21 protein-coding genes and 1 riboswitch are annotated in these 23,609 nt (G+C 61.6%); of the genes, 8 read left to right on the top strand and 13 right to left on the bottom strand.

What is annotated here, in order from left to right:
- Both K3819_RS27185 and K3819_RS27180 read right to left on the bottom strand, forming a co-directional pair.
- Positions 1-720: a 16S rRNA (uracil(1498)-N(3))-methyltransferase gene (locus K3819_RS27185; protein ID WP_085611959.1), complete on the bottom strand. Its 720-nt coding sequence runs from the start codon at positions 718-720 to the stop codon at positions 1-3.
- 152 nt (positions 721-872) lie between these two features.
- Complete coding sequence (locus K3819_RS27180; RefSeq protein ID WP_085611958.1) at positions 873-2,279, bottom strand: adenosylmethionine--8-amino-7-oxononanoate transaminase; 1,407 nt, start codon at positions 2,277-2,279, stop codon at positions 873-875.
- A gap of 223 nt (positions 2,280-2,502) precedes the next feature.
- On the opposite strand from K3819_RS27180, the gene K3819_RS27175 reads away from it, so the two are divergent.
- The 3 genes from K3819_RS27175 to K3819_RS27165 all read left to right on the top strand — a co-directional run bounded on the left by K3819_RS27175 (position 2,503) and on the right by K3819_RS27165 (position 5,674).
- Complete coding sequence (locus tag K3819_RS27175; RefSeq protein ID WP_221398256.1) at positions 2,503-4,281, top strand: flavin monoamine oxidase family protein; 1,779 nt, start codon at positions 2,503-2,505, stop codon at positions 4,279-4,281.
- A 215-nt stretch (positions 4,282-4,496) separates the two neighbouring features.
- Positions 4,497-5,048 (top strand): cytochrome b, encoded by a 552-nt coding sequence (locus tag K3819_RS27170; protein WP_074692051.1) that lies wholly within the window; start codon positions 4,497-4,499, stop codon positions 5,046-5,048.
- A 32-nt stretch (positions 5,049-5,080) separates the two neighbouring features.
- A complete protein-coding gene (locus K3819_RS27165; RefSeq protein ID WP_039768113.1) occupies positions 5,081-5,674 on the top strand; it encodes a YceI family protein in 594 nt (197 codons plus the stop codon).
- Positions 5,675-5,812: 138 nt separating this feature from the next.
- On the opposite strand, the gene K3819_RS27160 is transcribed toward K3819_RS27165, so the two are convergent.
- From K3819_RS27160 to ahcY, 4 genes are all read right to left on the bottom strand, one after another.
- Positions 5,813-7,681: a DEAD/DEAH box helicase gene (locus K3819_RS27160; RefSeq protein ID WP_064600025.1), complete on the bottom strand. Its 1,869-nt coding sequence runs from the start codon at positions 7,679-7,681 to the stop codon at positions 5,813-5,815.
- A gap of 222 nt (positions 7,682-7,903) precedes the next feature.
- Entirely contained in the window at positions 7,904-8,716 is an 813-nt protein-coding gene (locus tag K3819_RS27155) for an ABC transporter substrate-binding protein (RefSeq protein WP_221398255.1), read from the bottom strand.
- A gap of 147 nt (positions 8,717-8,863) precedes the next feature.
- On the bottom strand, positions 8,864-9,709 hold the full coding sequence (gene metF, locus K3819_RS27150) for a methylenetetrahydrofolate reductase [NAD(P)H] (RefSeq protein ID WP_007959683.1): 846 nt from the start codon (positions 9,707-9,709) through the stop codon (positions 8,864-8,866).
- Positions 9,710-9,868: 159 nt separating this feature from the next.
- Positions 9,869-11,278, bottom strand: coding sequence for an adenosylhomocysteinase (gene ahcY / locus K3819_RS27145; protein WP_039767963.1), 1,410 nt, complete (start codon positions 11,276-11,278; stop codon positions 9,869-9,871).
- Positions 11,279-11,301: 23 nt separating this feature from the next.
- Positions 11,302-11,400: riboswitch (S-adenosyl-L-homocysteine riboswitch) on the bottom strand.
- A gap of 197 nt (positions 11,401-11,597) precedes the next feature.
- Between ahcY and K3819_RS27140 the strand changes: the two genes are divergently transcribed.
- Positions 11,598-12,005, top strand: a complete 408-nt coding sequence (locus K3819_RS27140) for an acyl-CoA thioesterase (protein ID WP_011336338.1) — start codon at positions 11,598-11,600, stop codon at positions 12,003-12,005.
- A 191-nt stretch (positions 12,006-12,196) separates the two neighbouring features.
- A complete protein-coding gene (locus K3819_RS27135) occupies positions 12,197-13,102 on the top strand; it encodes a formate/nitrite transporter family protein (protein ID WP_085646948.1) in 906 nt (301 codons plus the stop codon).
- Here K3819_RS27135 and K3819_RS27130 read toward each other — a convergent pair whose 3' ends face one another.
- Positions 13,103-14,368, bottom strand: coding sequence for a sodium:proton antiporter (locus K3819_RS27130; RefSeq protein ID WP_221398254.1), 1,266 nt, complete (start codon positions 14,366-14,368; stop codon positions 13,103-13,105).
- Between the two features lie 106 nt (positions 14,369-14,474).
- Positions 14,475-15,644 (bottom strand): MFS transporter, encoded by a 1,170-nt coding sequence (locus tag K3819_RS27125; protein ID WP_007959692.1) that lies wholly within the window; start codon positions 15,642-15,644, stop codon positions 14,475-14,477.
- A gap of 219 nt (positions 15,645-15,863) precedes the next feature.
- On the opposite strand from K3819_RS27125, the gene K3819_RS27120 reads away from it, so the two are divergent.
- Positions 15,864-16,697 carry an EamA family transporter gene (locus K3819_RS27120; RefSeq protein ID WP_064600018.1) on the top strand — a complete coding sequence of 278 codons (834 nt, stop codon included), beginning with the start codon at positions 15,864-15,866 and terminating at the stop codon, positions 16,695-16,697.
- A gap of 39 nt (positions 16,698-16,736) precedes the next feature.
- Positions 16,737-17,120, top strand: coding sequence for an MAPEG family protein (locus K3819_RS27115; RefSeq protein WP_039767967.1), 384 nt, complete (start codon positions 16,737-16,739; stop codon positions 17,118-17,120).
- A 49-nt stretch (positions 17,121-17,169) separates the two neighbouring features.
- Here K3819_RS27115 and K3819_RS27110 read toward each other — a convergent pair whose 3' ends face one another.
- The gene (locus K3819_RS27110) at positions 17,170-18,342 is read right to left on the bottom strand and encodes a murein transglycosylase A (RefSeq protein WP_221398253.1); all 1,173 of its coding nucleotides are present in this window, start codon (positions 18,340-18,342) and stop codon (positions 17,170-17,172) included.
- A gap of 128 nt (positions 18,343-18,470) precedes the next feature.
- Here K3819_RS27110 and K3819_RS27105 point away from each other — a divergent pair, with 128 nt between their 5' ends.
- A complete protein-coding gene (locus tag K3819_RS27105) occupies positions 18,471-18,920 on the top strand; it encodes a cytochrome c (RefSeq protein ID WP_085611952.1) in 450 nt (149 codons plus the stop codon).
- 42 nt (positions 18,921-18,962) lie between these two features.
- Here K3819_RS27105 and K3819_RS27100 read toward each other — a convergent pair whose 3' ends face one another.
- From K3819_RS27100 to K3819_RS27085, 4 genes are all read right to left on the bottom strand, one after another.
- Positions 18,963-19,358 carry a DUF1090 domain-containing protein gene (locus K3819_RS27100; RefSeq protein ID WP_039767970.1) on the bottom strand — a complete coding sequence of 132 codons (396 nt, stop codon included), beginning with the start codon at positions 19,356-19,358 and terminating at the stop codon, positions 18,963-18,965.
- Positions 19,359-19,455: 97 nt separating this feature from the next.
- The gene (ligB, locus tag K3819_RS27095) at positions 19,456-21,132 is read right to left on the bottom strand and encodes an NAD-dependent DNA ligase LigB (RefSeq protein ID WP_221398252.1); all 1,677 of its coding nucleotides are present in this window, start codon (positions 21,130-21,132) and stop codon (positions 19,456-19,458) included.
- A gap of 143 nt (positions 21,133-21,275) precedes the next feature.
- The gene (metK, locus tag K3819_RS27090; protein WP_011336330.1) at positions 21,276-22,466 is read right to left on the bottom strand and encodes a methionine adenosyltransferase; all 1,191 of its coding nucleotides are present in this window, start codon (positions 22,464-22,466) and stop codon (positions 21,276-21,278) included.
- Positions 22,467-22,484: 18 nt separating this feature from the next.
- Positions 22,485-23,480, bottom strand: a complete 996-nt coding sequence (locus tag K3819_RS27085) for a metalloregulator ArsR/SmtB family transcription factor (RefSeq protein WP_221398251.1) — start codon at positions 23,478-23,480, stop codon at positions 22,485-22,487.
- Positions 23,481-23,609: the final 129 nt, after the last annotated feature.

Raw genomic sequence — 23,609 nt, 5'->3', positions numbered from 1 at the left:
TTAGAAATCACCCCACAGTTGCTGCGCCACCGCCAGTGCCACAACCGGCGCGGTCTCGGTGCGCAGCACACGCGGGCCGAGGCGGGCGGCGTGGAAGCCGTTGCCCTTGGCTTGCTCGACTTCGGCGTCGGACAGGCCGCCTTCAGGGCCGATCAGGAACGCCAGCGTTGATGGTTTGGCATGGCTGATCAGCGGTTCGGCCACCGGGTGCAGCACCAGTTTCAGTTCGGCTTGCGTCTGTTTCAGCCAATCGGCCAGCAACAGCGGTGGATGAATCACCGGCACCCGCGACCGACCGCATTGCTCGCAGGCGCTGATCGCCACCTGACGCCAGTGCAGCAGGCGTTTGTCGGCGCGTTCGTCCTTGAGGCGGACTTCGCAGCGCTCGCTGAAAATCGGGGTGATTTCAGTCACGCCCAGTTCGGTGGCTTTCTGGATCGCCCAGTCCATCCGCTCACCCCGGGACAGGCCCTGGCCGAGGTGGATGTGCAGCGGAGATTCGACTTGACCGGCGAACTGCTCGTCGATCTGCACCACCACGCGCTTCTTGCCGACTTCCACCAGCGATCCGCGAAACTCATGGCCGGAGCCGTCGAACAACTGCACCGCATCGCCTTCGGCCATGCGCAGCACGCGGCTGATGTAGTGCGCCTGGGCTTCCGGCAGTTCGTGTTCGCCAGTGCTCAGCGGGGCGTCGATAAAAAAGCGGGACAGTCTCATTCGGAGTCTCTGGAAAGATGTGAATCAGTTAAAACGGTGTCGACTTCATTCGCGAGCAAGCCCGCTCCCACAGGGAAATGCATTCCAAATGTGGGAGCGGGCTTGCTCGCGAAAGCGGAAGTCCAGGCACCACAGATCTTGAATAATTTGGATCAGCCCGGATCACGAAACCCGGGATGGAAATCCTTCGGCACCGCCACACTGACGCTGTCACGAGTGGCGATGTCGATGCCTTCGCTGGCGACTTCGGCGAGGAAGTCGATCTGCTCCGGGGTGATCACGTACGGCGGCAGGAAATACACCACGCTGCCCAGCGGGCGCAGCAACGCGCCACGCTCCAGCGCATGCTGGAACACCTTCAGGCCGCGACGTTCCTGCCACGGATAAGCCTCTTTCGTGGCTTTGTCCTTGACCATCTCGATCGCCAGGACCATGCCGGTCTGCCGGACTTCCGAAACATTCGGATGATCCACCAGATGCGCCGTGGCCGAAGCCATGCGTTGAGCCAACGCCCGGTTGTTCTCGATCACGTTGTCCTGTTCGAAGATATCCAAAGTCGCCAACGCCGCCGCACACGCCAGTGGGTTGCCGGTGTAGCTGTGCGAATGCAGGAAGGCGCGCAGGGTCGGGTAGTCGTCGTAGAACGCGCTGTACACCTCGTCGGTGGTCAGGCACGCGGCCAATGGCAGATAGCCGCCGGTCAGGGCTTTCGACAGGCACAGGAAGTCCGGGCGGATGCCGGCCTGTTCGCAGGCGAACATCGTCCCGGTGCGGCCGAAGCCGACGGCGATTTCGTCGTGGATCAGATGCACGCCGTAACGGTCGCAGGCTTCGCGCAGCAGCTTGAGGTACACCGGGTGATACATGCGCATGCCGCCGGCGCCCTGGATCAGCGGCTCGACGATCACCGCAGCGACGCTGTCATGGTTTTCCGCCAGCGTCTGTTCCATGGCCGCGAACATGTTGCGCGAATGCTCTTCCCAGCTCATGCCCTGCGGGCGCAGGTAGCAATCCGGGCTCGGCACCTTGATGGTGTCCATCAGCAGCGCTTTATAGGTTTCGGTGAACAACGGCACGTCACCGACTGACATCGCCGCCATGGTTTCGCCGTGGTAGCTGTTGGTCAGGGTGACGAAGCGTTTCTTGTTCGGCTGACCGCGGTTGAGCCAATAATGAAAGCTCATTTTCAGCGCGACTTCGATGCAGGACGAACCGTTATCGGCGTAGAACACCCGGTTCAGGCCTTCCGGCGTCATCTTCACCAGACGCTCGGACAGTTCGATCACTGGCTGATGGCTGAAACCGGCCAGAATCACGTGTTCCAGTTGATCGACCTGATCCTTGATGCGCTGGTTGATGCGCGGGTTGGCGTGGCCGAACACGTTGACCCACCAGGAGCTGACCGCATCCAGATAACGCTTGCCCTCGAAGTCTTCCAGCCAGACGCCTTCACCGCGCTTGATCGGGATCAGCGGCAGCTGTTCGTGGTCTTTCATCTGGGTGCAGGGATGCCACAGCACCGCGAGATCGCGTTGCATCCACTGGTTGTTCAGGCCCATGTTCAGTCTCCTCGAGGCGGCTCGCGTCAGGCGCGGGCAAACAATCGCGCAAGCCTATGCAATGCATCGCGCCGGAACAACCCATTGTGTCGATTGAGCTACTTTGTATGGGCCGATAGACGTCGCTGGCGGCGTTTTGATGGCTGACGTATTCTTCGCGGTTCTTTGGGTCGTCTGACCCGCAAAACTGCTTTTTCCTACGTGTATTTCCGGAGTTCGCTGAATGTCTGTCGGTTGGCTGCGCGCCTGTGCGCTGGTGGTGTTGGGGCTGTTCAGCGTTACGGCGCTGGCCAAGGATAAAACCGCAATCGTGATCGGCGGCGGCCTGTCGGGCCTGACGGCGGCTTACGAACTGCAGAACAAGGGCTGGCAGGTCACGCTGCTCGAAGCCAAGCCGAGCCTGGGCGGTCGCTCGGGCATGGCCACCAGCGAGTGGATCGGCAACGACAAGACTCAACCGGTGCTGAACAAGTACGTTTCGACGTTCAAGCTGAGCACCACGCCGGCCCCTGAATTCGTACGGACCCCGGGTTACCTGATCGACGGCGAGTATTTCTCCGCCGCCGACCTGACCGCCAAACAGCCTGCCACGGCTGAAGCGCTGAAGCGTTACGAGAAAACCCGTGACGATCTGGCGCGCTCGATCGACGATCCGCAGAACCCGGCGGCGACCAACACCCTGCACGCCCTGGATCAGATCAACGTCTCGAGCTGGCTCGACAAGCAGAACCTGCCGGCCACCGCACGTCAGCTGATCAACCAGGATATCCGCACCCACTACGACGAGCCTTCGCGCCTGTCGCTGCTGTACTTCGCGCAGCAGAGCCGGGTGTATCGCGGTGTGTCCGACCGTGACCTGCGCGCTTCGCGTCTGGTCGGTGGCAGCCCGGTGCTGGCCCAGGCCTTCGTCAAACAGCTGAAAACCATCAAGACCAACTCGCCAGTATCTGCCATCACCCAGGACAAGGACGGCGTGACCGTCAAGGTCGGCAGCGTCGGCTACCAGGCCGATTACGTGGTGCTGGCGGTGCCGTTGCGCGCCCTCAACAAGATCCAGCTGACTCCGGCGCTGGACGCCCAGCACCTGGCCGCGATCAAAGGCACCAACTACGGCTGGCGCGACCAGATCATGCTGAAGTTCAAGACGCCGGTATGGGAAAGCAAGGCGCGGATGTCCGGCGAGATCTACAGCAATACCGGCCTTGGCATGTTGTGGATCGAGCCGGCCCTGAAGGGCGGCGCCAACGTGGTGATCAACCTGTCCGGCGATAACGCCCGCGTCATGCAGGCCTTCGGCGACAAGCAGATGGTCGATCAGGTGCTGATTCGCCTGCACACGTTTTATCCACAGGCTCGTGGTTCGTTTACCGGTTATGAAATCCGTCGCTACAGCACCGATCCATCGACCGGTGGTTCCTACCTGGCCTTCGGCCCTGGCCAGATCAGCAAATACTGGCGCCTGTGGGAGCGTCCGCTGCAGCGCGTAGCGTTTGCCGGCGAACACACCGACACCTTGTACCCGGGCACGCTGGAAGGCGCACTGCGCACCGGCCAGCGTGCAGCCAGTCAGGTTGAAGACCTGGCGGCGGGCAAATCCTTCGAACCGGCCAAAGTCGGCCCGGCAGCGGCCACCGCCGCAGCAGCGGGTGCGGGCGCGGCAGTAGCGGCGAAGAAAGGCAACTTCTTCACCAACCTGTTCGGCGGTTCGGACGACGACAAGAAGCCAGAGCCAGTGAAAGCGCCAGAGCCGGCACCTGCTCCAGCCGCTCCAGCGCCTGCACCGGCTCCGGCCCCTGCGCCAGCCCCGGTGGAAGCACCGAAGCCAGCGGCCCCGGTGAAAGCCGAGCCGGCGAAGAAAGCGGCAGCCAAACCAGCAGCGAAGAAACCGGCGGCCAAGACCGAGGCGAAAAAAACCCCGGCCAAACCTGCAGCGAAAAAGGCTGAGCCGGCGAAGAAGCCAGCGGCCAAACCGGCGGCAACCACCGAGACCAAAGCGCAGTAAGGCTTTGCGGTGAATGAAAAAGCGCGGCTTTCAAGCCGCGCTTTTTTTTGCGTGGGATTCACAACATCCCGCCACACTTTTGTCTTTAATCTTTCCTTAACTCCCCTGTTCAAGACTCTTGATCGTATTTCTCGATATTTCAAAGCAAAATTTTCCGCTTTAATTCGATAGATAACTCGCTAGTCTTGGTTCGCAGTTCTCACAGGATTTGGGCAATGCAGCTACGTAACTCTTCTTCGCGCTACGGTTGGGTCAGCATCTTCATGCACTGGGGTGTGGCGCTGGCGGTCTTCGGGCTGTTCGCGCTCGGTCTGTGGATGGTGGGGCTGGATTACTACAGCACCTGGCGCAAAGACGCGCCGGATCTGCACAAGAGCATCGGTCTGGTGCTGCTGGGTGTGATGGTGTTGCGGGTGTTGTGGCGCTTTGTCAGTCCACCGCCGCCAACGTTGCAAAGCTACAGCCGCATGACCCGCATCGGTGCGAAGTTCGGCCATGGGTTTCTTTACCTTGCGCTGTTCGCCGTGATGATTGCCGGTTACCTGATTTCCACCGCAGACGGTGTCGGGATTCCGGTGTTTGGCCTGTTTGAAGTTCCTGCACTGGTTTCCGGACTACCGGATCAGGCAGATACCGCCGGTGTGATTCATCTCTGGCTGGCGTGGGCGCTGGTAATTTTTTCCGGTCTCCATGCGTTGGCAGCATTGAAGCACCACTTTATCGATCGTGATGCGACCCTGACACGAATGCTGGGACGCAAAGCCTGATGTTCAACCTCGACTCCAAAGGAAAACAAAGCATGTTGAAAAAGACTCTGGCCGCTCTGGCAATCGGCTCTGCCGTCCTGTCCGCCAACGTGATGGCCGCTGACTACGTAGTCGACAAAGAAGGCCAGCACGCCTTCGTCGACTTCAAGATCAGCCACCTGGGCTACAGCTACATCACCGGTACCTTCAAGGACATCAGCGGCAAGTTCAGCTTCGATGCTGCCAAGCCTGAAGACAGCAAGATCGAGTTCGACGTGAAGACCGCCAGCGTGTTCACCAACCACGCCGAGCGTGACAAGCACATCTCCAGCAAAGACTTCCTGGACGTGGGCAAATACGCTGATGCCAAGTTCGTCTCCACCAGCGTCAAGTCCACCGGCAAGAACGCCGATGGCAAAGACACTGCCGACGTGACGGGTGACCTGACCCTGCACGGCGTGACCAAGCCGATCGTGGTCAAGGCCACTTTCCTGGGTGAAGGCAAGGATCCATGGGGCGGCTACCGTGCCGGCTTCGAAGGCACTACCAGCATCAAGCGTTCTGATTTCGGCAAGATGATGGACCTGGGTCCACAGTCTGACAAAGTCGACCTGTACATCTCGTTCGAAGGTGTCAAAGCGAAGTAATTTTCGCCGGCCATACAAAAACGCCCCCGGTCTTGCGATCGGGGGCGTTTTTTATTGCCTGCCGCCACTTTCGTTTCAGCGGCGCACAAAAAATGCCCCGGTTTTCAGGCCGGGGCATTTTTCATTGCAGTCGAAAACTCAGCGATTGCGGGTCAGCAAGGCCGGTTTTTCACCGCGTGGGCGGCTTGGCAGTTGATCCAGCTGCTCAGGCGTCGGGAAGCGGTCGGCTTTCGATTCCTTGTGCATGATCTTCGGGCCGCTGCTGCGCGGGTTCTGCACGGCCGGTTCAGCGCGTTGCTGGTCGTCACGGGCCGGACGGCGGTTGCGCGGGTTCTCATCGCGACGACCCTGGCCGTCACGCGGAGCACCGTTGCGTGGGCCACTGCGTTTGCCTGGCGGGGTGCCGGTGCTCGAGCCGTTGCTGTTGCGCGGGCCGTTCTGGCGACCTTGCGACTGACCGCCGCGTGGTGCGCCCGAACCTGCGCCTTGCGCCGGAGCGCCTGGACGACGGTTGCGACCACCGGCCGGAGCCTGCTTCGGCACGTAATCAACGCGGTTACCGAAGTTATCGATATCGTCGTCGAGGAATTCGTCCGGAGCACGGTCAGCAGCGGCGCGTGGCGGCTGGCTTGGCTGGCGTTGTTCGCGGGCCGGGGTGCCTTCACGCGGCTTCTGTTGACGGGCTGGACGCTCGCCACGTTCGCCGGCCGGTTTTTCCTTGCCCTTGTCTTTGCCTTTGTCTTTACGACCGCCGCCACCGCCGCCGCCATTCGGGCCGTCGCCGCGTGGGCCACGGGCATTGCGCGGGTTGCGCATGTCCGGACGTTCACGGGCTTCCGGCTTCTCGGCCTCGATGGTGCTGGCATCGAAGCCCATCAGGTCGCCGTCGGCGATTTTCTGCTTGGTCATGCGTTCGATGCTTTTCAGCAGTTTTTCTTCGTCCGGCGCGACCAGGGAGATCGCCTCGCCCGAACGACCGGCCCGGCCGGTACGGCCGATACGGTGCACATAGTCTTCATCGACGTTCGGCAGTTCGAAGTTGACCACGTGTGGCAACTGGTCGATGTCCAGGCCACGGGCGGCGATGTCGGTGGCAACCAAAATGCGCACTTCACCGGCCTTGAAGTCGGCCAGGGCTTTGGTGCGGGCGTTCTGGCTCTTGTTGCCGTGGATCGCCACAGCCGGCAGGCCGTGTTTGTCCAGGTACTCGGCCAGACGGTTGGCGCCGTGCTTGGTGCGGGTGAACACCAGCACCTGTTCCCACGCTCCGGCGGTAATCAGGTGGGCCAGCAGCGCACGCTTGTGGCTGGCCGGCAGACGGAACACGCGTTGTTCGATGCGCTCGACCGTGGTGTTCGGCGGCGTCACTTCGATGCGTTCCGGGTTGTGCAACAGCTTGCCGGCAAGATCGGTGATGTCTTTGGAGAAGGTCGCCGAGAACAGCAGGTTCTGGCGTTTGGCCGGCAGGCGCGCGAGGACTTTCTTCACGTCATGGACGAAGCCCATGTCGAGCATGCGGTCGGCTTCGTCGAGCACGAGAATTTCGACGTGGGACAGATCGACGCTGCCCTGGCCGCACAGGTCGAGCAAACGACCGGGGCACGCCACCAGCACGTCAACGCCACGGGACATGGCCTGAACCTGCGGGTTCATGCCGACGCCGCCGAAGATGCACGCGCTGACGAATTTCAGGTCGCGGGCGTAGATCTTGAAACTGTCGTGAACCTGCGCCGCGAGTTCGCGGGTAGGGGTCAGCACGAGCACGCGCGGTTGGCGCGGGCCGTGACGCTGGGATTTGTCCGGGTGACCGTTGGGAAACAGCCGCTCCAGGATCGGAAGGGCGAAACCGCCGGTTTTACCAGTACCTGTCTGAGCCGCAACCATCAGGTCGCGACCTTGCAACACGGCGGGAATGGCCCGCTGTTGCACCGGAGTAGGCTCGGTATAGCCCGCATCTTCGATAGCGCGGACCAAAGCCTCGGAGAGACCGAGGGAAGCAAAGGACATGAGTAATCCTGTTTTAGTTAGGGCTTGGCCCAATGGGAGTCTTGCCTGGCGCGAATGGCGTTTAAGAGGACGCAATCCCGTCCGGTCCTGCTGCGGTTCCGAAGGCACGTCCGGAGCGCTCGCGCGGGCTGAAAAGCTGCGCTGTAGCGGGTCGGGAGGCCTGTTACGGTTCCGGGCGTCCGGGCGTGAGCCTGGCGGGAACGCCGGAGTATAACAGAGCAATCACTGCGCGCCGCTTTCCTGCTGCTCAACGGTTTTGCCGCTGGCGGTGGCGTTGCCCAGCGGTGCCGCCAGGGCGGGGGCTGCGCCGTAGCGGGCGCTGAGCTCCGCATAGGCCGGTTCGCGCTTGAAACGCTTCAGTTCGGCACCGAAACGCTGCACCAGCAAATCCATCCCCGCATTGCGTCGCACGGCCAGAAACTGGCTCTGGCGGCTGATGACCGTGGGGTTTTCAGTGATCTGGTTGCGGATATCCAATTCATCGAGCAAATGCTGGCCCACGCGGCGGTCGGTAATCAGCAGGTCGATACGCCCGCGCACCAGTTTGCCGAAGTTGGCTTCGTGGGTTGGGGCCGGCTCGCGGGTGAACAGCGTCGATTCGCGAAAGTCGGGGCTGTACAGATAGCCCGGCGACGTACCGATGGTCAGGCCCTTGAGGTCTTCGAGGCTGCGAAAAGGGTGCGGGCGGTCGTTGGCGTAAAACATCACGAACTCGACGTCCGACAGCGGTTCGCTCGGATAGAGCAGGGTGGCGTCGCGTTCATCGCTGTGGAAGATATCCAGCGCGCCGTCGGCCTGGCCGGTTTCGAGCATCGACAGGCAGCGTTTCCACGGCAGGAACTGCCATTCGACTTCAATGCCCAGGCGCTTGAACACGATGGCGGTGGTTTCGTAATCGAGACCGAGGTTCTTGCCGCCTTGTTCATAGACGTACGGCGCCCACGGTTCGGTGACGATACGCAGCTTCTCGCCCCGAGCCGCAAAGCTCAGGCAAGCAAAAACCAGCACGGCGAATAACTGCGTGATCAAAGGCATGGCTTGAGATTACGACGAGAAACGGCAAAGAGCCAGAAACTGGCCGCAGAAGCTCTGTTTCGGGCGTTAAAAGCAAAAGATCGCAGCGGCGAAAACGCTGTTGGCGCTGTCGCGGCTACGATCTTCTGGTCCTGCGGTGACGTCTTTTTAGCGCGGCAGCTTCAGGTTATTCCAGATCGCCAGACTCGGTTCGGCCTGGTTCATGGAATAGAAGTGCAGGCCGGGTGCGCCGCCTTGCAGCAGGCGTTCGCACATTTCCGTGACGACTTGTTCGCCAAAACGCTGAATGCTTTGGCTGTCATCGCCGTAGGCTTCCAGCTGCTTGCGAATCCAGCGCGGGATTTCCGCACCGCAGGCATCGGAGAAACGCGCGAGTTTGCTGTAGTTGGTGATCGGCATGATCCCCGGCACGACCGGAATGTCCACGCCCAGCGCCTGCAAACGGTCGACAAAGTAGAAGTAGCTGTCGGCGTTGAAGAAGTACTGAGTGATCGCGCTGTCGGCGCCGGCACGGGCCTTGCGCACGAAGTTGGCGAGATCGTCCTCGTAGTTGCGCGCTTGCGGGTGCATCTCCGGGTAGGCGGCGACTTCGATGTGGAAATGATTGCCGGTTTCTTCACGAATGAATTCAACCAGTTCATTGGCGTGACGCAGCTCGCCGCTGGTCATGCCCATGCCGGACGGCAGGTCACCGCGCAGGGCGACGATGCGCTTGATGCCGGCGGCCTTGTACTCGTTCAGCAGGCCGCGCAGGTCGTCCTTGCTGTCGCCGACGCACGACAGGTGCGGGGCGGCGGGGATTTTGACTTCGCTTTCCAGCTGCAACACGGTGTTCAGCGTGCGGTCACGGGTCGAACCGCCCGCGCCGTAGGTGCAGGAAAAGAAGTCAGGGTTGTAGGTGGCCAACTGACGGGCAGTGGCGAGCAGTTTTTCATGCCCAGCATCGGTCTTGGTCGGGAAGAACTCGAAGCTGTAGCGACGGTCTTGGGACATGGGAATACCCTTGGAAACACGAAGCCTGTGAGGCTTGCACCGCCGATGTGGGAGCGGGCTTGCTCGCGAAAGCGGTGGGTCAGGCAACATCAATGTTGAATGACATTCCGCTTTCGCGAGCAAGCCCGCTCCCACAGGGAGAGCAGGCCGCCGCGTCAATCAGTAGCGGTAAGCGTGCGGCTTGAACGGGCCTTCGACGGTCACGCCGATGTAGTCAGCCTGTTGCTTGGTCAGTTGAGTGACCACACCGCCGAAGCCGCGAACCATTTCCAGGGCCACTTCTTCGTCGAGTTTCTTCGGCAGTACTTCAACGGTCAGGCGCTCGGCTTTCTGGGCTGGCGACAGGTCGGCGTACTTCTGGCCAAACAGGAAGATCTGCGCCAGCACCTGGTTGGCGAACGAACCGTCCATGATGCGGCTTGGGTGACCGGTAGCGTTGCCCAGGTTCACCAGACGGCCTTCGGCCAGCAGGATCAGGTAGTCGTCGTTCTGTGGGTCGAACGAGCCAGCACCAGTACGGTGGATCTTGTGTACCTGTGGCTTCACTTCTTCCCATGCCCAGTTCTTGCGCATGAAAGCGGTGTCGATTTCGTTGTCGAAGTGACCGATGTTGCAGACAACGGCGCGCTTCTTCAGGGCTTTGAGCATGTTTGCGTCGCAAACGTTGACGTTACCGGTGGTGGTCACGATCAGGTCGATCTTGCCCAGCAGCGCTTTGTCGATGCTCGCTTCAGTGCCGTCGTTGATACCGTCGATGAACGGCGAAACCAGTTCGAAACCGTCCATGCAGGCTTGCATGGCGCAGATCGGGTCGACTTCGGAAACCTTAACGATCATGCCTTCCTGACGCAGGGACTGGGCCGAACCCTTGCCCACGTCACCGTAGCCGATGACCAGCGCTTGCTTGCCGGACAGCAAGTGGTCGGTGCCGCGCTTGATGGCATCGTTCAGGCTGTGACGGCAGCCGTACTTGTTGTCGTTCTTGGACTTGGTCACCGAGTCGTTGACGTTGATGGCCGGGATTTTCAGCTCGCCCTTGGCCAGCATGTCCAGCAGACGGTGTACGCCGGTGGTGGTTTCTTCGGTCACGCCGTGGACGCGGTCCAGAACCTGTGGGTATTTCTTGTGCAGCAGCTCGGTCAGGTCGCCGCCGTCGTCGAGGATCATGTTGGCGTCCCATGGCTGGCCATCCTTCAGGATGGTCTGCTCCAGGCACCACTCGTACTCTTCTTCAGTCTCGCCTTTCCAGGCGAAAACCGGGATGCCGGCAGCGGCGATGGAAGCGGCGGCCTGGTCCTGAGTCGAAAAAATGTTGCAGGACGACCAGCGCACTTCGGCACCCAGGGCAACCAGGGTTTCGATCAGCACGGCGGTCTGAATGGTCATGTGGATGCAGCCGAGGATTTTTGCGCCTTTCAAAGGCTGCTCGGAAGCGTACTTGCGGCGCAGACCCATCAGGGCCGGCATTTCCGATTCGGCGATGATGGTTTCGCGACGGCCCCAGGCAGCCAGGGACATGTCGGCAACTTTGTAATCGTTAAAATCGGCAGGCGTGATAACAGCGCTCATGAAGAGCCTCCATTCGTAATGTATGCGAATGGGCGCCGTTGTGCGTTTAGTGTCCGGCCTGAGCCGGTCAACGCCCCATCCGAGCCTGACAGGTTGAACCTGCTGCAGCGCCCCTCGGACAGGTGGCGGGAAAACGGTAGCAAGTGAAGGTTACCGTTTTGAAACGGGGGCGATTATAGCCGTCTAGACTGATCTTCCAAAGGGTTTCTGTCGGCCAGATGAAGATCGCCAATCGCGACCATAGTAGAAGCCTCATGGAGCATGACCGCTCAGTCTGCCAAGATGGCGCCATCATTCGGCAAGACGCTCAGGAGTGAAGATGAATTTCCACACCCGCAAGTGGGTAAAACCCGAAGACCTCAACCCCAACGGCACCCTGTTCGGCGGCAGCCTGCTGCGCTGGATCGACGAGGAAGCGGCGATCTACGCCATCGTTCAACTGGGCAACCAGCGTGTGGTGACCAAGTACATTTCCGAAATCAACTTCGTCAGCGCCTCGCGCCAGGGCGACATCATCGAACTGGGCATCACCGCCACCGAGTTCGGCCGCACCTCGATCACCCTGACCTGCGAAGTGCGCAACAAGATCACCCGCAAGAGCATCCTGACCGTCGAGAAGATGGTCTTCGTCAACCTCGGCGAAGACGGCCTGCCGGCGCCGCACGGGCGAACCGAAATCAGGTACGTAAAAGACCAGTTCAAGGATGACGTGCCCGTTACCGAATGATATCGGCGGTGCCCCCATCGCGAGCAAGCCCGCTCCCACATTAGACCCCGTGCTCCTCCCGCAACTCGGTCAACTGTGGGAGCGGGCTTGCTCGCGAAAGCGGTTGTGCAGTCACCGAAGATTTATCTGGCTACTGAACAGCCATGAACCGCAGGGGTCGTAGCTAAAAGCCCCTCTACGGTTCCCACGCCATGACCACCCCAACAGACGGCAAGACCCCCGACCTCTCGGCCAAGGAACAACACGAAGTCGAGAAAAACCAGCCGCCCCGGGCGGCGGTCCTGCATGAAATCATCCGCAAACAAGGCGACCAGGAACTGGAGCGCAGCATCGCCGCGCTGTGGTGGTCGGCGCTGGCAGCCGGGCTGACCATGGGCCTGTCGCTGATGGGCATGGGCCTGCTCAACTCGCGTCTGCCCGACGGCGACGAATTCAAAGTGATTGCCAGCTTCGGCTACTGCGCAGGCTTTCTCGCGGTGATTCTCGCCCGCCAGCAACTGTTTACCGAAAATACCCTGACCGCCGTGCTGCCGGTGATGACCAAGCCGACCCTGGCCAATTTCGGCCGGTTGATCCGGCTCTGGACCGTGGTGCTGTTCGGCAACCTGTGCGGGACGATTCTGGTGGCGTACGTGATGCTCGAACTGCCGATCTTCGACAGCAAGACCGACGAGGCCTTCCTCGAAATCGGCCGCAAGGTCATGGAGAACCATGCGAGTCAGATGTTCGCCAAGGGCATCGTCTCGGGCTGGATGATCGCCACCATGGTCTGGATGATCCCGTCCATGGAAAGCGCGAAGATGTGGATCATCATCCTCATCACCTATCTGATGGCACTGGGCGATTTCACTCACATCGTGGTGGGGTCGGCGGAGGTGTCGTATCTGGTGTTTGCCGGCGAGTTGCCGTGGAGTGACTTCTGGGCGGTGTTTGCCGGGCCGACGCTGGCGGGAAACATCATCGGCGGCAGTTTCATCTTTGCCCTGATCAGTCATGCGCAGATCCGCAGTGAAAGCGGTGCGCCGAAAGAAACGGATGCGCCGAAGGAATCTGCGGACCAGGCCGAAAAGCCCGATCCGCAGCGGATCAAGAAATGATCAATGGTGCGCGGGCTCGGCAGCGGTCGCCGGCTCATCGCGGGTTGCGTGCTTGACCAGTTTGCCGATGGTCAGGCCCTGCAACAGGATCGACGACAGCACCACGATGTAAGTGATGCTCAGCAGCAGATCGCGCTCCGGGCCCAACGGCAGGGCCAGGGCCAGTGCCACCGAAACACCGCCGCGCAATCCGCCCCAGGTCAGGATCCGGATCGTGCCGCGCGGCACCGTGCGCCAGCGCCGCAGCAAGACGATGGCCGGGGCCACGGTGAGCAGGCGCGACAGCAGAATCGCCAGCGCCAGCAAACTCGCCGCCGCCACGTGCAGCCAGTTGAACGGCAGCAGCAACAGCTCCATCCCGATCAGCGCGAACAGCAAGGCGTTGAGCATGTCGTCGAGCAACTCCCAGAAACCGTCCATATATTTGCGCGTCATGTCGTTCATCGCCAGGTTGCGACCGAGGTTGCCGATGATCAGACCGGCGACCACCATCGCAATCGGCGCAGACACGTGCAGCTCGGTGGCCATCGCCGAACCGCCGATCACCAAGGCCAGGGTCAGCATGACTTCGATCTGGTGCTGCTCGATGCTCTTGATCATCAGGTACACCAGATAACCGATCAGCCCGCCGAACAGCACGCCACCGATGGCTTCATGAGCAAACAGCATGGCCGTGGCGCCGATAGTCGGGGTTTCGCCCAGTTGCGCGATGCCCAGCAGCACGGTGAACACCACTACGGCGGTGCCGTCGTTGAACAGCGATTCGCCGACGATGGTGGTCTTCAGCGGCTTCGAGGCATTGGCCGTACGCAGCACGCCGAGGACCGCAATCGGGTCGGTCGGGGAAATCAGCGCGCCGAACAACAGGCAGTAGAGGAAGCTCACGTGCCAGCCGAACAGGGCAAAAATGTAATAGGCGAGGCTGCCGATCACGGCGGTGGCGATCAGTACGCCGAAGGTCGCCAGCAGGCCGATGGGCCAACGGTAGCTGCGCAGGTCGTTCAGGTTCACGTGCAAGGCGCCGGCGAACAGCAGGAACGAGAGCATCCAGTTCATCAGCAGATCGCCGAAGTCGATCTGGCCGATCAGTTGCTGCACGCGCTCTTCCAGACCGGGGTAACCGAGCAGGCTCAAGCCTTGCAGCAACAGGGAAAACATCAGTGCGGTAACCATCACGCCGATGGTCGGGGGCAGGCCGATGAAGCGGAAATTCACAAAGGTGAGGAGGGTGGTGAGGCAGATGAAAGCGGCGACGAGTTCAAGCATCCGGGGTCCTTTGGATGGGGGGTGAAAAGACAGCGCGCCCATTCATGGACGCAAGGGTTGGATGGGCTGACGGCGGGTGGGGACACAATTGTGTCCCCCGGGAAAATCAGCCGGACACATTGACCGCAGCGACACCCCGACGTTGCAGGTAGATGAAAAACAGCGCCGTCAGCACGGTCAGCACGCCTACCAGCGCGCCGGTCCACGGCAGGTCCGCCAGATCCGCGCCACTGGCCACCACCAATCCGCCGATCCAAGCGCCGGCCGCATTGCCGAGGTTGAACGCGCTCTGGTTCAGGGTCGAACCGAGGTTCGGTGCTTCATGCGCCTGATCGATGATCAGCAGTTGCAGGATCGGACACAGGGCGAAGGCAAAAATCCCCCACAGCACCAATGTGATTGCCGCCGGAACCACCGAGCGACTGGTCTGGCTGAACGCCGCCAGAATCACCACCACCGCCAGCGCAACACCCACCAGCGACGGCAGCAGGCGGCTGTCGGCCAGGCGTCCGCCGAGCATGCTGCCGCCGGTCAAACCGACACCGAACAACAGCAGCATCACCGTCACGCCGTGAGGGCTTACGCCGGTGATGTCCTGCAGAATCGGCGCGATGTAGGTGAACACGCTGAACAGGCTGGTGGATGCCAGCACGCTCATGCCCAGTGCCAGCAACACGTTGACCTTGCCCAGCACCTTGAACTCGCTGGCGAGGTTGGCCTTGTCCATCGGGATATGTTTCGGCAACCACAGCCATTGGGCGAGGGCGGCGATCACACCGATCACCGAGACCGCCCAGAAGGTCGAACGCCAGCCGGCGTACTGGCCGAGCGCGGTGCCCAGCGGTACGCCGAGAACGTTGGCCAGGGTCAGGCCGGTGAACATCATGGCAATCGCCTGCGCCCGCTTGTTCGGTGCGACCAGCCCGGCGGCCACTACCGAACCGATGCCGAAGAACGCCCCGTGGCACAGCGCGGTGACCACTCGCGCCGCCATCAGCGTTGCGTAGTTCGGCGCCAGTGCGCACAGCACGTTGCCGAGGATGAACATCAGCGTCATGCCCAGCAACGTGGCCTTGCGTGGCATGTTGGCGGTGCCGATCGCGAGGATCGGCGCACCGAACACTACGCCCAGGGCGTAGCCGGTGATCAACAGGCCAGCGTGGGGAATGCTCACCGCGAGGTCGCGGGCGACATCGGGCAGCAGGCCCATGATGACGAATTCAGTGGTGCCGATGCCGAAAGCGGCAACAGCGAGTGCAAGCAAAGCGAGTGGCATGCGCAAGGTCTCTGTCGGTAGTCTTGACGCTTTGATCAGGCATACGCAGGCCGGCGACCGGTCTCGGGCGAGAACGGGGCAGGCAGGAATTATTGGAATTTATCTGTGCGCAACTGAGTGCGGCGTGGTCGCTTGCAGTATAAACAGCTGCTGACACATCGCGAATCAATAATCTGACTAATTGGCTCAGGTTCAACAACAAGAACAAAGGAGTGGCACGTGCTGGCGACAGCTCTGGTGTTGGTGGCGGCGCTGTTGCACGCAGCGTGGAACACGTTGATCAAGTTCAGCGCCGAACGGCTGCTGGTGGTGGCCTGCATGGACACCGTGGCGCTGTTGTTCGTGGCGCTGGCGATGCCTTTCATCAGCCTGCCGCCGGCGGAAATCTGGCCGTGGATTCTGGCGTCGGCGGCGTTCGAGCTGCTTTATCGCTACCTGTTGATCCAGGCCTATCGGGTCGGCGACCTGGGGCTGGTCTATCCGTTGATGCGCGGATTGTCGCCGCTGGTGGTGCTGGCGCTGACCCTGATCTTCGCCGGCGAAGTGCTGACCACCCAGCAAATCTTCGGAATCCTGTTGATCCCGCTGGGCATGGCTTGCCTGCTCTGGCAGGGCGGCGGCGGGAAACATTTGCCGTGGGCGATGCTGCCGGTAGTGGCGCTGATCGGCTTGTGCATCGGTTGCTACACCTACATCGACGGTCAGGCGTTGCGGCGCTGGTCGCATCCGCTGGATTACCTGGTCTGGGTCACGCTGCTCAGTGCCTGGCCTTTCCCGTTGCTGGCGTGGGTGGCCAAGCGGCCGGCGTTCAAGCTGTTCTGGCGCGAGCAATGGAAGCTGGGACTGGCGGTCGGGTTCTGCGTGTTGTTCAGCTACGCTCTGGTGCTGTGGGCGATGCAGTTGGGCTCGATTGCCGAAGCAGCGGCGTTGCGTGAAATCAGCGTGATCCTGGTGGTGCTGTTCGGCATGCGTTACCTGAAAGAACCTTTCGGCCGGCCGCGGCTCTTAGCCTGTGGGCTGGTGCTGATCGGCATGTTGGTGATGAAGTTCTGAGCGCCCGGCAACTCTAAAACTCGAAAGAAGGACGGTGTTATGACGGTGGCTTTGTGGTGTGTGTTGATCGCGATTTTTCTGCCCTATCTGTGCACCGTCGTGGCCAAGGCCTCGGGTGGTTTCAGACTGCGGGACAATCATGATCCCCGGGACTTTCTGGACAGCGTGGATGGCGTGGCGCGCCGTGCCCATGCGGCGCAGCTGAACAGTTTTGAAGTGACCCCGGCGTTTGCGGCGGCGGTGATCGTCGCGCACCTGGTGGGCACGGCAGAGCTGGTGACGGTCAATGTGCTGGCGGTGCTGTTCATCACCAGTCGACTGCTCTACATCATTTGCTATCTGGCGGACTGGGCGGCTTTGCGCTCGTTGGTCTGGTTTGTCGGGATGGTGCTGATTGCCAGCTTCTTCTTCGTTTCGATCTGAACCTGAAAAGATCGCAGGCTGACGAGGCCTGCGATCTTTTGCATTGTGCTTACGGCTTGTCGGCTACCTGCGGCACTTGCGGCAACGCCGCGCCTTTCGGCCAGAGCATCCAGATCTGTCCTTGCTGTTTCATGTCGCCCGCCAGTTGCCCGGCGGCATCGCCGGTGCCCCAGAACAGATCCGCGCGAACCTCACCGGCAATCGCGCCGCCAGTGTCCTGCGCAGCCACCGGGCGTACCAGCGGCGTGCCGTCGGGGCGAGTGGTCGACAGCCACAACAGGCTGCCCAGCGGAATCACCTTGCGGTCCACTGCCGCGCTGTAACCGGCGGTCAGCGGCACATTCAGCGAGCCGCGCGGCCCTTCGTTGCTGTCCGGGTTGCGGGTGAAAAACACGTAGCTCGGATTGCTCGCCAGCAGTTCCGGAATGCGCGATGGGTTGGCCTTGGCCCAGTTGCTGATCGCGCCCATGGTCACCTCTTCTTTTTTCAGCTCGCCCTGTTCCACCAGCCAGCGGCCGATCGGTCGGTACGGGTGACCATTCTGGTCGGCGTAGGCGATGCGCAGCTGGCGACCGTCATCGGTCTGAATCCGCCCCGAACCTTGAATCTGCAGGAATTGCAGGTTCATTGGATCGGTCAGCCACGCCACGACCGGCGCCTTGGCGCCTTGGCTTTCGATGGTCGCCGCATCGTCGTAAGGCTTGAGCACGCGACCTTCGAGGCGGCCACGCAGGCGCTTGCCTTTGAGTTCCGGGTAAATACTGTCCAGCGAGACAATGATCATGTCTTCGGGCACGCCATACACCGGCACGGTGGCGGTGGCGGTTTGCGTCAGGCTGCCGGGATAGACCGGTTCGTAGTAGCCGGTGATCAGGCCGTTGGGATTGTCGTTTTCGGCGCGCAGGCCGAAGACGTCGAGGTTCTGCTTGAGGAAGGCGCGGATGTCGCCGGCACTTTGCGGGACATTGGCGGCGGCTGCACAGGTCGGGCCCCAGACCGGGTCAGCCTTGAGCCGGGTGCAGGCGCTGCGCCACGAACCGAAACCGGCCACCAGATCGCTGTCGGACACCGCAGGCAACGCTTCCCAAGTGGCGCTGGAGTAGGTGGCCAGGGCGTGGGTTTTCGGCTTGGCGCTGTCGCCACCGGTGCAGCCGGCGAGGATCGCCAGCAGCGGCAGGGTGACGATGAGCGGATGACGCCAAGCCTTGAAGCGGCTGTTCATGGAGAATTTCCTGTGCCGGTTGCTGAAGTGCTCCATGCGCTCAAGCAACCCTTATTGTTAATAGGGCTATTGGTGTTTGGCGGTGACCCGAGGATACTGGCCGCCGATTTCCGTGACCTGAAGCCACCATGACTCTTAAAAGAACTTCTGTTGTATTGCTGGCCTGTCTGACCTTGTCCGCCTGTGGCGGTGTCGACCCGAATTCCCCGCTGGGCCAGCGCAAGGCGATCTTCAAGCAGATGCTCAGGACCGGCGAAGACCTGGGTGGCATGTTGCGTGGGCGCATCCCGTTCGACGGAGCGAAATTCGCCGAAGGCGCGGTCAAGCTCGATGCGTTGTCTCATGAGCCGTGGAAACATTTTCCGCAGGTGCGCGAAGAAGATCACACCAGCGCCAAGGACGATGTCTGGCAGAAACAGGCCCGTTTCCAGGAAATGGCCCGCACCCTTGAGGCGGCCACCGGTGAACTGGTGATCGCCAGCAAGGTTCAACCCTACAAGGCCAGCAACCTGGGGCCGGCCGTGCAGAAAGTCGAAGAAGCCTGCAGTGCCTGCCATAAAGAGTTTCGCGACCACTGATGTTCAAGGGATCACAGCCTTTGGCCGTGATCCCCGGCTTTCTTACTTGTCGAGTTCGTCCAGCGCGTCCTGCAATTCCTTGCGCGATTCAGCGAGCTTGTTCTTGCGCTTGTCGATCTTCTCCGGATCGCCCTTCTTCATGGCCTTGTCCAGATCAGCCTGACGCCTGCTCACTTCGTGCTTGGCGTCGAGTACCTTGTTTTCCCGCTCTTTCTTCAGGCCGGCGTCGGTGCAGTGTTCGGTGACTTCGCGCAGGGCGGTTTCGAGGCCGGCCTGCTGGTCGGCATTGCCGCGGGACTTGGCCTGTTCGATCTGATTGATGATGCCCTGCTTCTTGGCAGCACAACCGGTCAGGCCCGGCGCGTCTTCGTCGGCCATCACGGGGGCGGCGAGGACTGCGCAGAAAGACAGCAGGGCGAGCGGTGCGAGAAATTTCATAAAAGCTCCATGTGCAAAGGCAATCGTATCGGTGAAGCACTGCGCTGTTGGAGCGCTCCGGCGGACTTGGGTTCCCGGTGGGCCGGGGATTGCGTGTTCAGAAGCCGTCGACACCGGCGGCTTGCAAGGTTTTACTCAGGGCCAGTACCTGCGGGTCACGAAAAAAGGCGCTCAATTGCGCCGCGCGACCCGGGCCGATTCCGGCTTCTGCCTGCCATTGTTCGGTGTTGCGTTGTGCCAGCGTTTGCCATGAACCGGCGAGTGTTGCCTGACCGGTCGGTGGCAGCCCCAGGGCTTTGAGCCACTGCAGGAACGGCCGTTGGCGGGCGCTGTGAAAACTGTGCAGCAGGCGGGCACTGCTGCGCTCGCCGAGACCGGCAATGTTAGCAAGCTCCGGCCCGTCGAGGGTCAACCAATCCAGCAGGCTGTTCAGGCGGCCTGTTTCCAGAAGTTTCTCCCAGGTGCCGCGACCGACATGGGGCAGGGCCAGTCCCTGCTTGCCGCTGAGCCAGGTCAGGCGGGCGAGGAACTGGCTTTCGCAGCCCGGCGTCGGTTGCCAGCAGCTCAGGGCGTGAAAGTCGCGGGCGAGCGGAACGTTCAGCTCCACGCGTTCGGTGCTGCGCAGCACCACGCTGTCCAGGCGCGGAATCGTCAGTCCGGCCAGGCTGATCGCGACCTGATCGCCGGGGCGAATGTCCAGTTCCTGCCAGCGCCTGAGCGAACTGACACTGACCCGTTTGATCTGCCGGTCATCGAGCATCACCGGCGACAGTTCGAGCACTGGCGTGATGCGCCCGGTGCGGCCGATCTTGAAGTTCACCTTGCGCACATCGGCCAGTGCCTGGGCAAAAGGGTATTTCCAGGCGACAGCCCAGTAGGGCGGACGAGCCTGCCAGCGCTCTGCCGGTGGCCGCAGGCTTTGGCGCAGAACCACTCCGTCCGTGGCAAATGGCAGTGGCGAGCGATACCAGTGATCGCGCCAGTGTTGCGCGTCGTTCAGGCTGGCGACGGCCTGGGTGTAGGGCTCCGTGGTAGGAAAACCGAACTGCGTAAGGGCCGCGATTCGCTCCGGCAAGTCCTTCGGCCCTTGCGGCCAGTCCCAGACAAACAGCCCGATGCCGGCAGCGTGTTCCGCGTCGATTTCCTTGCGCCCCAACAAACCGGCCACGGTGGCGCGGGCGTTGGCGCTGCCGGCACGTGCCTGCTTATGGCCGTTCAAACGCCAGTAGAGTTCGCCTTGCACCAGCAGATCCTGCGGTTGCGTCAGCTGTTGCGGAATGGCTCCGATCCTTTTTGCCGATACGGTCCAGTCCTGCCCGCGAACCCCATCCCCGCGACTGATCGCCTGATGCAGTCGGCCGTTGCGATAGATCAGGGTGACTGCCACGCCGTCGACCTTGGGTTGCACCCATACGTTTTGGCGGTCGTGCAGCCAGGTGGCGATGTCCGCCGCGTCATGAAGTTTGTCCAGACCGGTGTGAGCGACCGGGTGCGCAACCGGGCCTGATGCGGTGCGCACCGGCTCGGGCGGTGCGGGAAGCTTGAAGCACCGGCGCCATTCGTTCAGGCGCAGGCGTGACTGATCGTAGAGCTCATCGGCGATCACCGACCGGCCTTCGCGATGATAGGCGTCGTCCCAGCGGTCGATCTGTTGTTGCAGGGCGGCGACTTCGCTCGAAGCCCGGGCGGCGGCCCAGTCGGGGCAGTCGGCAGCGAAGGTGTTGAGGTGGAAAAACGGCAGGAAAAACAGAAACAGGCGCAGTGTGGCAAGCATCGTGAGCGTCCTTGCTCAGAGAGATACCTCAAGGCTAGCCGGGATTTCCAAGCGGGCCGGGCGGCTGTTTTGCCGGTTGTTTCGCGGCCATGAAAAAGCCCCGCACGGCGAACCGTGCGGGGCTTTTTGTACCGCCAGGAAAATTACAGGCCGGCAGCGGAACGCAGAGCGTCGGCGCGGTCGGTTTTTTCCCAGGTGAACGTGGAGAAGGTGTCTTCGCCAACGGTCTTGGTCTGCGGAGCGCGGCCGAAGTGGCCGTAGGCTGCGGTTTCCTGGTACATCGGGTGCAGCAGGTCGAGCATGGTGGTGATCGCGTATGGACGCAGGTCGAACACTTCGCGGACCAGTTTGATGATCTTGTCATCGCTGATCTTGCCGGTGCCGAAGGTGTTCAGCGAGATCGAGGTAGGCTGGGCCACACCGATCGCGTAGGAAACCTGGATCTCGCAACGCTCGGCCAGGCCGGCCGCCACGATGTTCTTGGCAACGTAACGGCCAGCGTAGGCCGCCGAACGGTCAACCTTGGATGGATCCTTGCCGGAGAACGCGCCGCCGCCGTGACGGGCCATGCCGCCGTAGCTGTCGACGATGATCTTGCGACCGGTCAGACCGCAGTCACCTACCGGGCCGCCAATGATGAACTGGCCGGTCGGGTTGATGTGGAACTGGGTGTCCTTGCTCAGCAGTTCGGCAGGCAGCACGTGCTTGACGATCAGCTCCATCACGCCTTCGCGCAGGTCGTTGTACGACACTTCAGGGTTGTGCTGGGTCGACAGAACCACGGCGTCGATACCGACAACCTTGCCGCCTTCGTAACGGCAAGTCACTTGCGACTTGGCGTCCGGACGCAGCCAAGGCAGCAGACCCGATTTACGGGCTTCGGCCTGACGCTGCACCAGCTGGTGCGAGAAGGTGATCGGTGCCGGCATCAGCACGTCGGTTTCGTTGCTGGCGTAGCCGAACATCAGGCCCTGGTCGCCGGCGCCCTGATCTTCAGGCTTGGCACGGTCAACACCCTGGTTGATGTCAGGGGACTGCTTGCCGATGATGTTCATCACGCCGCAGGTCGCGCCGTCGAAGCCGACGTCGGAGCTGGTGTAGCCGATGTCGCAGATCACGTCACGAACGATCTGCTCCAGGTCGACCCAGGCACTGGTGGTCACTTCACCGGCAACGATGGCCACGCCAGTCTTGACCAGGGTTTCCACCGCAACGCGTGCGTGCTTGTCCTGGGCAATGATGGCGTCCAGCACTGCATCGGAAATCTGGTCGGCGATTTTGTCCGGATGTCCTTCAGACACGGACTCGGAGGTGAAGAGGGAGTATTCGCTCATCTCGATGTTTTCCTGAATTTACCGATGGTGAGTGTCGCCAGCCGGTCGCTGAAAATGGCGAACCTGGATCTGGAAACCATTACGTAAGCCTACATAGAGGCTTTCCCCGGGAACGAGTCCCGCAGCGGTGGCCCAACGGGCCAGATCGTCCTGTTCAAACCCCAACCACAGATCACCGCAGGCCTCCCTGGCCCAACTCTGGTTGTGGCTACATAACTCTGTCACGAGCAGGCTACCGCCCGGTTGCAGCAGGCTGGCCATGTGCTTGAGCGCTTCGGCCGGCGCGGCGAAATGGTGCAACACCATGTTCAACACCACGCAATCGGCCTGAAGGCTCACGCCATTCAATGCATCGGCCAATTGCAGGCTGACGTTAGCCAGCTGTTCACGTTCACATACCTGACGGGCCAGTTCGAGCATCGCCGCGCTGTTGTCCAGTGCGGTTACGGTGCCGAAGCGACGCGCCAGTTCCGGCAGGAAAGCTCCATCGCCGGGGCCGACTTCAATGGCCGTGGCTGCGCCATCGAAATTCAGTTTGTCGAGCAGGGCCAGCACGCTTTCACGGTACTGCGGCAGGCCGGCAATCAAATCTTGCTGGGCGCGGAATTTCTCCGCGACCCGGGCGAAAAAGTCCTGGCTGTTGGCCGCGCGTTGCCCATGAACCTGTGCGATCCGGGTTTCCACGTCGGCCGGCAGCGGCAGATTGTCGACTTCTTCTAACAATGCAGCGTGCAACTTGCCGCCCAGCAACTCGGTGTGGGGCAGGGCGCGGCGATAGAACACCGCATTGCCTTCGCGGCGAGTCGCCACCAGATCCGCCTGCGCCAGCACTTTAAGGTGATGGCTCATGCCGGACTGGCCGATACCGAAAATCTGCGCCAGTTCCAGTACGCCGAACGAGTCGTTGGCCAGAGCGCGCAATACATTCAGCCGCAGCGGATCGCCGCCGGCCTTGCACAGGGCCGCCAGCTCGTCGCAATCGTCATGGCGAATGGAAGGCACGCGTAGGTTCATAGGGCTGGCAGTCTAGTGACGGCCTGAAGGCATCGCAAGGTCTATATCAAAAAGTTTTGATATTGCTCGATGGATGGCGCATTCGATTGCACTTCTCACCGCCCGGTTAACTCTACAAACCAACAGCGG

The sequence above is a fragment of the Pseudomonas sp. 3-2 genome (assembly GCF_019710535.1).
Lineage (GTDB): Bacteria > Pseudomonadota > Gammaproteobacteria > Pseudomonadales > Pseudomonadaceae > Aquipseudomonas > Aquipseudomonas pharyngis.
Note: the sequence above shows the minus strand (reverse complement) of the source record. Positions and strands in the feature narration are given on the sequence as shown.